General features: G+C 61.8%; 14 protein-coding genes and 1 tRNA gene. 10 read left to right on the top strand and 5 right to left on the bottom strand.

The window, feature by feature from the left end:
* The 4 genes from Q0D45_RS17130 to Q0D45_RS17115 form a co-directional block, all read left to right on the top strand.
* Positions 1-529: hypothetical protein (locus tag Q0D45_RS17130; RefSeq protein ID WP_293395545.1), on the top strand; the 529-nt coding region annotated here is incomplete at its 5' end.
* 25 nt (positions 530-554) lie between these two features.
* Positions 555-3,293: a tape measure protein gene (locus Q0D45_RS17125; RefSeq protein ID WP_293395542.1), complete on the top strand. Its 2,739-nt coding sequence runs from the start codon at positions 555-557 to the stop codon at positions 3,291-3,293.
* A 39-nt stretch (positions 3,294-3,332) separates the two neighbouring features.
* Positions 3,333-3,719 carry a hypothetical protein gene (locus tag Q0D45_RS17120; RefSeq protein WP_293395539.1) on the top strand — a complete coding sequence of 129 codons (387 nt, stop codon included), beginning with the start codon at positions 3,333-3,335 and terminating at the stop codon, positions 3,717-3,719.
* Between the two features lie 19 nt (positions 3,720-3,738).
* Positions 3,739-4,404 (top strand): hypothetical protein, encoded by a 666-nt coding sequence (locus Q0D45_RS17115; protein WP_293395536.1) that lies wholly within the window; start codon positions 3,739-3,741, stop codon positions 4,402-4,404.
* Between the two features lie 386 nt (positions 4,405-4,790).
* Here the strand turns inward: Q0D45_RS17115 and Q0D45_RS17110 are convergent, their stop codons facing one another.
* From Q0D45_RS17110 to dapA, 4 genes are all read right to left on the bottom strand, one after another.
* Positions 4,791-5,423, bottom strand: a complete 633-nt coding sequence (locus Q0D45_RS17110) for a hypothetical protein (RefSeq protein ID WP_293395534.1) — start codon at positions 5,421-5,423, stop codon at positions 4,791-4,793.
* A gap of 152 nt (positions 5,424-5,575) precedes the next feature.
* Positions 5,576-5,667: transfer RNA gene (locus Q0D45_RS17105), tRNA-Ser, on the bottom strand.
* Positions 5,668-5,719: 52 nt separating this feature from the next.
* The gene (locus tag Q0D45_RS17100) at positions 5,720-6,106 is read right to left on the bottom strand and encodes a hypothetical protein (RefSeq protein ID WP_293395531.1); all 387 of its coding nucleotides are present in this window, start codon (positions 6,104-6,106) and stop codon (positions 5,720-5,722) included.
* On the bottom strand, positions 6,106-6,984 hold the full coding sequence (gene dapA, locus Q0D45_RS17095; RefSeq protein ID WP_293395528.1) for a 4-hydroxy-tetrahydrodipicolinate synthase: 879 nt from the start codon (positions 6,982-6,984) through the stop codon (positions 6,106-6,108). The genes Q0D45_RS17100 and dapA overlap by 1 nt, the downstream gene beginning before the upstream one ends.
* Positions 6,985-7,120: 136 nt before the next feature.
* Here dapA and Q0D45_RS17090 point away from each other — a divergent pair, with 136 nt between their 5' ends.
* The 5 genes from Q0D45_RS17090 to Q0D45_RS17070 all read left to right on the top strand — a co-directional run bounded on the left by Q0D45_RS17090 (position 7,121) and on the right by Q0D45_RS17070 (position 10,920).
* On the top strand, positions 7,121-7,660 hold the full coding sequence (locus Q0D45_RS17090; protein ID WP_022975307.1) for an ACT domain-containing protein: 540 nt from the start codon (positions 7,121-7,123) through the stop codon (positions 7,658-7,660).
* Between the two features lie 113 nt (positions 7,661-7,773).
* Positions 7,774-8,241, top strand: a complete 468-nt coding sequence (locus Q0D45_RS17085) for a peroxiredoxin (protein ID WP_293395523.1) — start codon at positions 7,774-7,776, stop codon at positions 8,239-8,241.
* Between the two features lie 89 nt (positions 8,242-8,330).
* The gene (locus tag Q0D45_RS17080; protein ID WP_293395520.1) at positions 8,331-9,770 is read left to right on the top strand and encodes a PhoH family protein; all 1,440 of its coding nucleotides are present in this window, start codon (positions 8,331-8,333) and stop codon (positions 9,768-9,770) included.
* Positions 9,771-9,786: 16 nt separating this feature from the next.
* Entirely contained in the window at positions 9,787-10,119 is a 333-nt protein-coding gene (locus Q0D45_RS17075) for a hypothetical protein (protein WP_293395517.1), read from the top strand.
* A 15-nt stretch (positions 10,120-10,134) separates the two neighbouring features.
* Positions 10,135-10,920, top strand: coding sequence for a TSUP family transporter (locus Q0D45_RS17070; protein ID WP_293395514.1), 786 nt, complete (start codon positions 10,135-10,137; stop codon positions 10,918-10,920).
* On the opposite strand, the gene epmA is transcribed toward Q0D45_RS17070, so the two are convergent.
* The gene (gene epmA / locus Q0D45_RS17065; RefSeq protein ID WP_293395511.1) at positions 10,917-11,909 is read right to left on the bottom strand and encodes an EF-P lysine aminoacylase EpmA; all 993 of its coding nucleotides are present in this window, start codon (positions 11,907-11,909) and stop codon (positions 10,917-10,919) included. The genes Q0D45_RS17070 and epmA overlap by 4 nt on opposite strands.
* A 75-nt stretch (positions 11,910-11,984) precedes the next feature.
* On the opposite strand from epmA, the gene Q0D45_RS17060 reads away from it, so the two are divergent.
* Positions 11,985-12,267, top strand: a 283-nt coding sequence (locus Q0D45_RS17060) for a hypothetical protein (protein WP_293395509.1), incomplete at its 3' end; no start/stop codon positions are given.

Genomic DNA, 12,267 nt, shown 5'->3' with positions numbered 1-12,267 from the left:
GGTCGACGGGTTCGAGAAGCGGATCCTTGCTCGCGAGCAAGCCCTGGTGAAACTGCCAACGCTGGATCCGACGCATAGCGCTGCAGCCGCCGAGAACATCGAGATTCGCACCTGGTGGCGGTCACAGTCGCAAGCGGATCGCCTCCGGATGATGGAGACCTTCGAGAGCAACCCGGAGACCGTCCGCATTCAGATGGCGCTGCTCCTCTCGCCAATCGCATTGGTCGACATCGAAGCCCAGCGCATCCGCGAAATCTGGAGCGACACGAAACGAGCATTGAACCCGGAAGAAGCCGCGTTCATCGATACCGGAAAAGCTTCCATCGAATGGGCTCAGCGCGGCATTGCACAACTCGGCGGCATTGCCCGAAGGATCACGAACATGGGGAACCAAGAGATTCTCAGCACTATCGTGTCGCACCCGTCTGAAGGCCGGCAGCGAGGCTACAAGGCCTTCGGCTTCAACGACCACAGCGCAGCCGAGATGAAGCGCTACCTCGAGATCAAGGCCGGCCAGAAAGCCGCCTGATCAGCGTCCGGAACAGGAGCAGCTCATGACCGCAATTTCATACTCCGTCGAGATCGACGGACGCCAAGCCGAACCTCAAGTTCGAAAGATCGATAACAGCTTGGCGCGCTTGAAAGCCAGCGGCGACAACGTCACCAGTTCCATGGACAAGCTCGGGAAGGAGCTTGGAGACACGGCGAGCAGCCTCAGCGGGGCCGAGAAGCGCAGCCTGGCACTGATCAAGGCTCAGACAAGCCTGACTGCTGCCTCTCGATCGCAAGAGCGCGCGCTCATCAGCTTGACCGACGTTCTGCGCTCTCATGCGGAGCAGCAGCGCGTCGTCGGCAACGACTTGACCCGAGTGAAGCTAGCCAGCGACGGCGCTGCTTCGACGATGGCGGCGCTATCCCGAACGGTCGCTGGCGGTGCTGTGGCATTCGCAGGCTTCAAGGTCGCCGAATTCGCAGCCGATGCGGGCCGCGCCGGCCTCGAGCTGAACAACCTCGACATCCGGCTGAAGACAGTCTTCGGCAGCAGCCAGGCTGCAGGCAAGGAATTCGAGTTCATCCGGGATACGTCACGCCGGCTGTCGATCGATCTGCAGGCAACCGGCAACGCCTATTCGTCGCTGGCTGCCTCTGCGAAGGGGACCACACTCGAGGGGCAGGCAACCCGAGACATCTTCAGCGCCGTCGCCGAGGCCGGCGGCAAGCTGAGGCTGTCAGCCGATCAGGTTCAGGGCTCACTGCTTGCTGTCTCGCAGATCATCAGCAAAGGAACCCTTAGTTCCGAGGAGCTCCGCGGACAACTCGCCGAGCGTCTTCCGGGCGCATTCCAGATCGCCGCCCGCGCCATGGGCGTCACAACCGGCGAACTCGGCAAGTTGCTTGAGCAAGGCGCCATCGCCTCGGATGTATTCCTGCCGAAGTTCGCAGCAGAGCTGCGCAAGACGCTCGGCACTGATGCGACCACCCAAATCGAGGCATTCAATACCGGGTTCAAGGCGCTGGAGTCCGAGGGCGCTGTCTTTGCGAAGACCTTCTTCACGCCGATCGCCGAAGGCGCATCCAGAACCGCCGGTGCATTCGCCACGCTTCTTCGTGCGATCAACGATACGGTCGCCAAGAATAACGACTTGGAAGACCTCGGCAACGGCCTGTTCCGTCGCGACAACGGGATGCTATTCCAGCGGAACAAGGTCGGCGGGCTCGATTTCGTCAACGAGCCGCGCGGCGACATTCGGAACGCCATCCCACAAGCGCCACGGTCGATCCTCCCTGACTTCGCTGGAGTTGTGCCGAAGATCCCTGCCGTGCAGGACTTCGGGCCCGGTTTCGGCGCGCAGTTTCAGGTACAGGCCGAGACGAAGAAGACGGCCGAGCTTCGCGAGCAGCTGGCGCTGGTCGGCGCCAGGACCAACCTGGAGAAAGCCCTCTACGAGATCACGAAGGGCGATCGCAGCGGCGCCAGCAATGTCGAAAAGAATCTGCTCGTCGAGCTTGCCAAGGAGCGCGACAGGATCGTGCTCGCGAATCAGGCGAAGCGCGAAGGCCTGAAGCTCGAAACGGATTCGGAGCGTCTGCAGAAGCAGATGGCGCAGCAGGACGCAGGCCGTGCCAACACGATCTATCAACTGATCCGCGGCACTCAGGATCAATCCGCAGAGCTTCAGCGCCAGCTGCAGACCGGTGAGGAGCTGACGACTGCCGGCCGCGAACTGCTGCGGCTACGTTCTGGCGAGTTGGACTTCCAGTTCAGGGGTCGCGAAGCCGCCAAGGAACAGCTTGCCATCGAGCTTGAGGGGCTGGATACGCTGCAGAAAAAAGTCGTGGAACAAGATCGACTGAACGATGCAGCCAGAAAGGCCGCAGACGAGCTTCAGGACGGTCCTTCCGCACCGGGAGGGGGTCAACGGATCGCAAGCCAGACGGATATCCCGCGAACGTTCAAACAGGTCGAATTTAGTCAAAATGTTCTTCGATCTATTGAAGAAGGCAAGTTCGAGCAAAGAGAGCGCGCCCTCAGAGGGGGCACTGAAGCGTCCCTGCGCGACAGCAACCGCCTCAAGGAAGGCGAGACGATCAATGATCTTGTCGAGAAGGCCCGGGAAGCGCACGAGAAGAAGCTGAGTGAAATAACCCGTCAAGGAGCGGAACAGCGCAACCAGGTTACGCAGAGCTATCTGCAGACCGGAAGCCTGATCGTCGCCAACCTGAGCGCCGCGGCGGAATCAGCCGGCTTGGCTCGGTCAAAGCGCGGATTCGAAGCCGCCAAAGTCCTGAGCATCGCACAGGCCGGCATCAGTACCGCGTCTGCGGTCCTCAACGCGCTGGCCGTGCCGCCATACCCACTCGGTGTCGCGCTGGCTGCTTCGGCCGGCGTTGCCGGGCTTGCCCAGATCGCCGCGATCAAAAGTCAGAAGTTCGGCGGCGGCCGTGAACTCGGCGGCCCTGTCGACTCGTCCAGGTTCTTCGAGATCGGTGAGAAGGGCCGGCCGGAGATCATCCAGGACGACGGCAAGTACTTCCTCTTCGGGGCGAACGGCAACGTCATTCCTGCAAGCAATGGCAACGCGGGCGGCGCTTCGGAGGCAAGAACGCCGATCCAGATTCTCATCAGCAACACGGTTTCGAACCTCGCCAGCATCCAGGCAGAGGAGAGCCAAGGCCTCAACGGCGAAACCGTCATCAGGATCGTTGCTGAAGCGCTGACGGACAACGCCAGCCCTGTTTCTCGTGGCGTGCAGCGCCGCGCTGGCCGCAGGGCTGAAGGGTTGATCGGATGACGCCTGGAAGCGCTGGACGTGCCCAAGTGGGGTGCTGACATGGGATGGGACGCCGCCCCCCAGAGCATCGCTCGGGACATCGCGAGGAAGCACCGGCTTCTCTGCCTTCGGCTGGCGCTCGACATCGATTCACGGCTGGTGCTGGCCACGCCGGTGAAATCTGGCCGGGCTCGCTCGAACTGGCTTGCCAGCGTCGACGAGCCTCGGCGGGAAATCGTCGAGCCACGAACCGACGACGAAACCCTCGCGGAGGCAGTTGCGGTAGTCGACCGCGCAAAGGAATACCCGCTGATCTACATCACCAACAACCTGCCCTATATCCAGAGGCTGAATGAGGGCAGCAGCAAGCAGGCGCCGGCAGCATTCGTTGAAACAGCGATCGATGGCGCGATGCAGCCGTTGGTCGCTGCCGGCTTTCTGAAGTGAACCCCAGAAGCGACCGTCCATGACCTCCAAGAAAATCGCTACCAAGGCGCCCAAGAAGGCCTCCGGAGATCCGGAAGTAAACAAGATGCCAGCTGAGAAAGGCGAAACCCCTGAGTCACATACGGCTAGGGCAGCGCTTTCACTCCAAACTCAGGCCACGATTGCGATTGACTGCGTCCTGAGCCCCAGCTTTGGGCCTATGGACGCCAACGTGATTCGGAGTGAGCTTGTCTCTAGATCGAAGCAAGTCATCGGCGGAGATCTCTCGAGCGTCGAACTGATGCTGTTCAATCAGGCGCAAGTTCTGCAGAGCATCTTCACCAGGATGGTGTGTCGCGGCTCAGTGGATGCTAATTCTAGGGAGAGCACTGAGAGTTACCTACGTCTCGCCTTCAAAGCGCAGGGGCAGTGCCGGGCAACACTGGAGACGCTGGCGAACATCAAGAACCCCCAGCCGACCTCCTTCATTCGTCAGCAGAACATCGCGGCCAATCAGCAGGTGAACAACGGCGCCGCCCTGCCGGCAGCTGTCTCGCACGCGCGCACGGAAGATTCGGGCGATCCGGCAAACGAACTAAAGGCGATGACCAATGAGCAAGGGCAACGGTTGGACCCCGAAACGTCGGCAGCGGCAGGCGGAAGCCATCCGGCAATGGCAACCCTGGCAGCAAGCCACCGGGCCTAGATCGACAGCAGGTAGAGCGCGCTCGGCTCAAAACGCCCTGAAGCATGGAGCGCGGTCGGCAGAGGCTATCGCCGAGCGGCAGGAGCTCATCCACCTACTGAAGTTGCTTGATGACGAGCGATTGCAGTTCGCGACTTTGCAACCCGATTGTCGATAACCCTAGGTCTTTCCTCATTTAATCAATAGGTAAGCGATGGGTTTTCGCTGCCCAACGCGTACGCGCGCGAGGCAACAGTACTCGGCAACGGGTTTTTTCACTCCCTAACGCGCGTGCGCGACGTCGAAATCCCATGTCGCTCGGCGCCTTCACGATGCCCCCCTGGCACGCATGAGCCCCCTTCTGCGAAACAGTCCCATGCAGTCCGCCAAAAAGGCGGCCTCAAGCCCTACGCGAGTTCCGCCAGGACCGCCGGCAAGTCGCGCAGAAAGCCCTGGACGTCGCCACGGTTGAACTTGTCGAAGTCGCCATGAGCGGCATCATTTCGGATCGCTGCCCAAACCTTCATTTGTCTATCTCGAAGCGGACTGATCGCGTTCGCTGCTCTCAATGCGTCGATGAGAGCATTCATGGCTTTCCGATCGCCATTCGGCCTAAGGATGTCGATGCCCAAGCCTTCGCACTTGCGACGGAGCGCCCTCTCAAGAGTAGCGCCGGCTAGGACGGCAGCCGCGACAAAGCTCAGATTGGTGCCGCTGCTATCGAATGCTTCCTGAGCGACAGCGAGATCGTCTGCGGAAACCTTTTCGACAATCTGAGTCTCAAGCTCGTCAAGCAAGCCGGTCTCGATCGACTCCGCTAAACCAGTGAGAGCACCGATGTAGTGCCGCACCCGATTGGACGCAGCCCCGCTGATCCCCTCAAAGGTTGGAAACAGTCGGTGATTCTGGGGAAGGATCCCGTGGACCGTAGCTGCCGCCCTTACTTTCCAACTGGAAAACGTAGCGACCTCGTAAAAAACCTGCCCGTGTGCATCCCTTTCAACGATTGCGAGTGCTCGACCGTCAGCGACGAGCTTCATCAAGCGGTCGACAGCCTGCCCCCTCGTTAACATGACCAGACGCCCTTCAGAATCATGATTCTGGCCACATAGGAACAGTGAGCTCCGCTTGATGGGTCAGATGATGGGTAAAACAGGAATCAGCTGGTAAGCTGCTGATTCCTTTACGCAAATGGCGGAGAGAGCGGGATTCGAACCCGCGATACGATTTGACTCGTATACACGCTTTCCAGGCGTGCTCCTTCAACCGCTCGGACACCTCTCCGTGTCTTGCTGCTGCCGTGTGGGCGGCGGCATTCTAACGAAATGGCCGAGTCTTAGGGCGATTTTTCCGCAGCGGCTGCGGGGGCGACTGCTGCAGCTGCGGGCACCACTACGGCTGCGGGTGCGGCTTCAGCCTGCGGCGTCAGGGCCGGCGGCTGGTCAAGACAGAACATGCGCTTCTTGCCCGGCTTGGCGGGATCTGGAGCGTAGAAGCCGTAGGTCACCGATTCGGTCTTCGCTTCCGGCACCTTCAGGGCCGTGCTTGGCGTCGGGATGCGCATGCCTTCCGGCGCGACGATCGGGGTGATCGAGGCGGCGCTCTCGTACGGCTGCGGACCGGAGCAGTAGGAGGTCGTCGAGCAGCCAGCTACCAGCGCCGACAGCGCCACCATCAGCAGGCCGGCTTGCTTCGTCGCGTGCCGCGTGTACATCGAGCTCATCAAATCACTCCCGCCGCGCGCAGGCTGGTCTGCACGACGTCGATATGGTCAGGGTTCATCGGCACCAGCGGCAGGCGGATGCCGCCGGGAATCCGGCCCATCACTTCCAGTGCCCACTTGGCGGGAATCGGGTTCGGATCAACAAACAAATTCTTGTGCAGCAGTACCAGCTTGGCGTCGAGCGCTTCGGCCTTGACAGCATCGCCGGCCAGCGCCGCCGCACACATCTGGTGCATCAACTTCGGTGCAACGTTGGCGGTGACCGAGATGTCGCCATGAAAGCCGAGCAGCATCGATTCCCGCGCAGTCGCATCGTCGCCGGTGTACAGCGCGAAAGAGGCCGGCAAGCCGAGTGCCAGCAGATCGCGCACGCGCGACAGCTCGCCCTTGGCTTCCTTGATGCCGACGATGTTCGGCACGCCGGCCAGACGGGCAACCGTTGCCGGCAACATGTCGCAGCCGGTACGGCCAGGCACGTTGTACAGGATGATCGGCACATTCACCGCTTCGGCAATCGCCTTGAAGTGGCGATACAGGCCTTCCTGCGGCGGCTTGTTGTAGTACGGCGTGACGATCAGGCAGGCATCGGCGCCGGCATCCTTGGCAAGCTGGGTCAGCTCGATCGCTTCGGTCGTCGAATTGGCGCCGGTGCCGGCGATCACCGGCACACGCTTGGCCGAAACTTCGATCACTTTCCGGATCACGGCGAGGTGCTCGTCGACGCTCAGGGTCGCCGACTCACCGGTGGTGCCAACGGCGACGATGGCATCGGTGCCTTCGGTGATATGCCATTCGACCAGCCGGCCGAGCGAGTCGAAATCGACTTCGCCGGAGGCCGTCATCGGCGTCACGATCGCGACTATGCTGCCCTTGATCATTCGGAAGAGAGTGCGGAATTGGCTAAACTGCGATTATAACGGAACGTCGATCGCCACCCGCCTGTGCCACTGGCCTCGCCCACGCCGACCTACGTCCCGACCTACAAGACCACCGGATCCCCGAACCGTTCCCGCAATGGCCGCCCCAGAAAACCTGCTGTCGATTTCAGTACTCGGCCAACCCCGTCCCCAGCTCGCGCTGGAGCTGTTCAAGGCGATCCGCGAGCGCGGCGGTGAAGTCGAGGATTGCCGCATCGCGCCGATCGGCGACCGCTTGACTGCCAATCTCGTCGTCTCCGGCAACTGGAGCGCGCTCGGCCGCCTGGAAACCGCCCTGCCCGGCATTGCCGAAAAGCTCGAGCTGCAGGTCCGTTTCCAGCGCTGCAACATGCGCGAACAGAATCCGGAATTCCGCCCTTACGCCGCCGATGTGATCGCACCGCAGCAGCCAGATCTGCTGGTCCACCTGCTCGAGTTCTTCCACAGCCAGGATGTGCAGGTGGCGGAAATGTCGACCCAGAAGTACCAGTCGACCCATACCGGCGCCGGCATGGTCAGCGTGCAGATGGTCTTGCATGTGCCGGTCAATCAGCATCCGCAGGCCCTGCGCGAATCGTTCATGGATCTCTGCGACGATCTGAATGCCGACGGCATGCTCGACCCGATCAAAAGCTGAACCTGAGCACCCGTTCAGGGCCTGATTCTTGCGGTCTTGTTTGCGCAAGCCGGGTGTAGTCTGATCGCCACAGACCGCACCCGATCATTCCCCACTCACCGAGGACAAGCTGCATGAGCCTGACGATTGGCGACAAGCTGCCGGAGCTGACGCTCGCGGCCAGCGGCGGCAAGACCATCAGCCTGGCAAAGGATTTCAAGGGCAAGAAACTGGTCGTTTACTTCTATCCGAAGGACAACACGCCGGGCTGCACGGTCGAAGGCCAGGAATTCACCGGCCTGTATGCGGATTTCGTCAAGGCCGGCGCCGACATCGTCGGCGTGTCCAAGGACAGCGTGAAATCGCACGACAACTTCTGCACCAAGTTCGGCTTCCCGTTCACCTTGCTGTCCGACGGTGACGAAGCGATGTGCAATGCCTTCGGCGCGATCGTTGAAAAAAGTATGTACGGCAAGAAGTACATGGGTATCGACCGCTGCACGTTCCTGTTCGACAGCAAGGGCAAACTCGCGAAAGACTGGCGCAAGGTCTCTGCGAAAGGCCACGCCGCCGAAGTGCTGGAGGCGGTCACCGCCCTCTGACGCCCTTGCCGAACATCCATCAAGCGTCCTTCTGAGCCGATGCGCGGTCCTTCGCGTGTCGGCTCGTTTGTTTCATCTCCCGGAAATCGATGAAAAAGAAAATCTTCGTGCTCGACACCAACGTCCTGATGCACGACCCGAGCTGCCTGTACCGCTTCGAGGAACATGACATCTATATCCCGATGGTCGTGCTCGAAGAGCTCGACAACGGCAAGAAAGGCACCTCCGAGACCTCGCGCAACGTCCGTCAGGTGACGCGAATCCTTGATGGCCTGATGCACGGCAAGGACCATGCGCAGATCGAGAAAGGCATTCCCTTGCCGACCACGGTCAACAAAGGCACGAATGGCAACGGTAACGGCCACACCGGCGGCACACCGACGGCGCCATCGTCCGGCCGGCTGTTCTTCCAGACCCGGCCGTCGGCCGCCGCACTGCCGGAAATGCTGCCGGGCAACAAGCCGGACAACAACATCCTGCTCGCCGCCCTCGGGCTGCAGAGCCAGCATCCGTCGCGGACGATCACTTTGGTGTCGAAAGACATCAACCTGCGGATCAAGGCCGCGATCGTCGGCGTGCACACCGAGGACTACCACAACGATCAGGTGCTCGATGACCTCGATCTGCTCTATTCCGGCTACGCCAAGCTGCCCGACGATTTCTGGACCACGCATGGCGAGAAGATGGACAGCTGGCAGGATGATCGCGGCCGCGCCTGTTACAAGGTCAGCGGGCCGAAGGTCAAGGAATGGCATGTCAACGAATTCCTGTACCTGCCGGACGAAGTCGAACGCGGCCTCGAACTGACCGTCCAGGCGCTCGACGGCGACAGCGCCAAGCTGCATGTGATCCGCGACTACCGCGCCGGCAAGACGCCGGTCTGGGGCATCCACGCCAAGAATCGCGAGCAGAACTTTGCGCTCAATCTGCTGCTCGATCCGGATGTCGACTTCGTGTCGCTGCTCGGCGCCGCCGGTACCGGCAAGACCTTGCTGGCACTCGCCGCCGGCCTGGCGCAAACGCTGGACGAACCGCGCTATCGCGAAATCATCATGACCCGCGTCACCGTGCCGCTCGGTGACGACATCGGCTTCCTGCCCGGCACCGAGGAAGAAAAGATGACGCCGTGGATGGGCGCACTGATGGACAACCTCGAAGTGCTGACCCAGACCAGCAACGCCGGTGACTGGGAACGCGCGGCGACCAACGATCTGCTGTCCAAGCGCATCAAGATCCGTTCGCTCAACTTCATGCGCGGCCGCACCTTCCTGAATCGCTACATCATCATCGACGAAGCGCAGAACCTGACAGCCAAGCAGATGAAGGCGCTGATCACCCGCTGCGGTCCCGGCTCGAAGATCATCTGCCTCGGCAATCTGACGCAGATCGACACGCCTTACTTGTCCGAGACCACGTCCGGCCTCACCTATGTCGTCGACCGCTTCCGCGGCTGGCCGCACGGCGGCCACGTGACCCTGGCGCGCGGCGAACGTTCGCGCCTGGCCGCATTCGCGTCCGACATCCTCTGAACCAAGAGCACCGAACATGCTGAAAGGAATTGCACGCGGCGTGAAGGACAGCGCCATCGGCATGTCGTTGAGGGCCTACGTCAACGACCGACTCAGCGAGTACGGCGAGATCATCGACGTCAACATCGATACCTCGGTCAACCGGGTCACCGCGCGCGCCCTGCTCAAGGGCGAGCGCGATGCGGTGACGATCACCGTCGAACGCTACGAGATCGAAAGCGAAGGCGAGGCGCGCTACATCAAGCTGAAGAGCTTCACCGCTTCACGCGCCTGGCTGACCCAGATCCTCAACAAGTTGCTGGCCGGCAAGCGGTACAAGATTCCGGGAGCCGTCAGCAAGCTGCTGTGAGTCGATCACAAACGCGTGCTTGACCTTGCGGAGCTGCTGACGCCGACGCTGATTGCGCTCTGCGGCTTCGCGTTTCTCGCCGGCTTCATCGATTCCGTGGTCGGCGGCGGCGGGCTGATCCAGATTCCGGCGTTGTTCGTGCTGCTGCCGCAGCTGTCGCCGGCGGTGATTCTCGGTACCAACAAATTCGCAGCGATCTGGGGCACGGCGAGCGCCACGCTGCAGTACGCGCGCCATGTGCCGATCAGCTGGAAAGTGGTGCTGCCGGCCGGCGCCGTGGCGGCAGCGGCTTCGTTTCTCGGCGCCCGCACTGTCAGCCTGATCGGCAACGCCGAGCTCAAGCCGCTGATCCTGGTGATGATGGTCGCGGTGCTCGCCTACACCTTGTGGAAGAAAGATTTCGGCAAGCTGCATGCGCCGCGGCTGAACGATCGCCAACAACTGCTGACCGGCCTCGCGATCGGCGCGGTCGTCGGTTTCTACGACGGCTTCTTCGGCCCCGGCACCGGCAGCTTTCTGATCTTCGCCTTCGTCGGCCTGTTCGGCTTCAGCTTCCTGGCCGCTTCGGCCTCGGCGAAAGCGGTGAACACGATCACCAACTTCGCGGCACTCGCCTACTTCGTCGCCAATGGCAGCGTGCTGTACGCCTACGCGATCCCGATGGCGATCTTCAACGTCGCCGGCTCATGGCTGGGATCGCGGCTGGCGATCGCCAAAGGCAGCGGCTTCGTGCGCATGCTGTTCATCATCGTGGTCACGGTGCTGATAGCGCGCTTTGGCTGGGACATCCTTCGTACTTAAGCGCGTTCGTCATCGAAGGCCAGCCCGTCGCCGATGTGCGACAGGCCGAGCAGCAGCATCAGTAGCCGATCCAGCCCGACTGCGACACCGGCACACGGCGGCAAGCCGTGTTCGAGTGCGGCGATCAGATGCGGGTCATACGGCGGCACCGGCTGCCCTCTGGAAGCGCGATGGGCTTGATCGGCTTCGAAGCGCCGCTGCTGCTCGACGGCATCGGTCAGCTCATGGAAACCATTCGCCAGCTCGATGCCCTGCCAGAACAGCTCGAAACGCTCGGCAACCGGCGGCTCGACGTCTCGGCGGACCTTCGCCAGCGCCGCCTGCGAAGCGGGGAAATCGAGCAGGAACTCCGGACGATCCTGTCCCAGTTGCGGGCCAACGACATGGCTCATCAGCAGATCGAGCAGGAAATCCCGGGCCGCGGATTGGTCGGCATCAGCGCCTTCAATGGCGGGCATCGCCGGCAGCGGGCCGATCGCTTGCACGCAGCGCGTTTCAAGCTCGGTCAGGGAAGCCAGAAACGGATCGATCCCCGCCTCGCGAGCAAATGCTTCGCGATAGCTCAGCCGCGCGCACGATGCTGGCCCATCAAGCGCCGCCAGCAGCGCTTCGCATTCATCGATCAAGCGATGGTGATCGAACCCTGGCCGATACCATTCCAGCATCGTGAACTCGGGGTTGTGGAAGCGCCCGCTTTCATCGACCCGGAAGACCTTCGCAATCTGAAAGATCGGGCCGCTGCCGGCAGCCAGCAGGCGCTTCATCGCGAACTCCGGCGAGGTCTGCAACCAGCGTTCGCTGTCGCCCGGGAGTCGGCTGAAAAAGCTGTCGATCTGCGGATCGACTGTGGCGGCACGGGACAGCACCGGCGTCTCCACTTCCAGCACTTCGCGCGCGGCGAAAAAGCTGCGCACGCGCTGCATCAGAAGTGCGCGCAGGCGCAGCGTTTCGAGGCTCGCACGTGGCTGCCACATGGGCTTGGATTTCATTGACGCCTATTGGGGTGGGTGCTATAACGCGGCGCTATCGGAAGGCTGCGTTCGTCCGATTTTACCCACACGACAGTGCTGCAGGAGAAGCTGGTGGCGACCAAAAAGACTGCATCAAAAGCCAAGCCCGTGTCTAAACCGGCGAGCAAGTCCAGTGTCAGCAAGTCAGCCGTGAAGCCCGCCAGCAAAGCTGCGGCAAAGCCCGCAGCGAAAAAAGCCATTGCCAAGCCGGCGGCCAAAGCCGCCAAGAAAGCGACTGCCAAGCCAGTCGCTCCGGCAGCCAAGAAAGCCGTAACGAAGGTCGCGGCGAAAGCTGCGCCGGCCAAGAAGGCTAAGGCTGCTGTGAAGAAGGCCGTTC

The organism is Nevskia sp. (assembly GCF_023266035.1).
Taxonomy (GTDB): domain Bacteria; phylum Pseudomonadota; class Gammaproteobacteria; order Nevskiales; family Nevskiaceae; genus Nevskia.
Note: the sequence above shows the minus strand (reverse complement) of the source record. Positions and strands in the feature narration are given on the sequence as shown.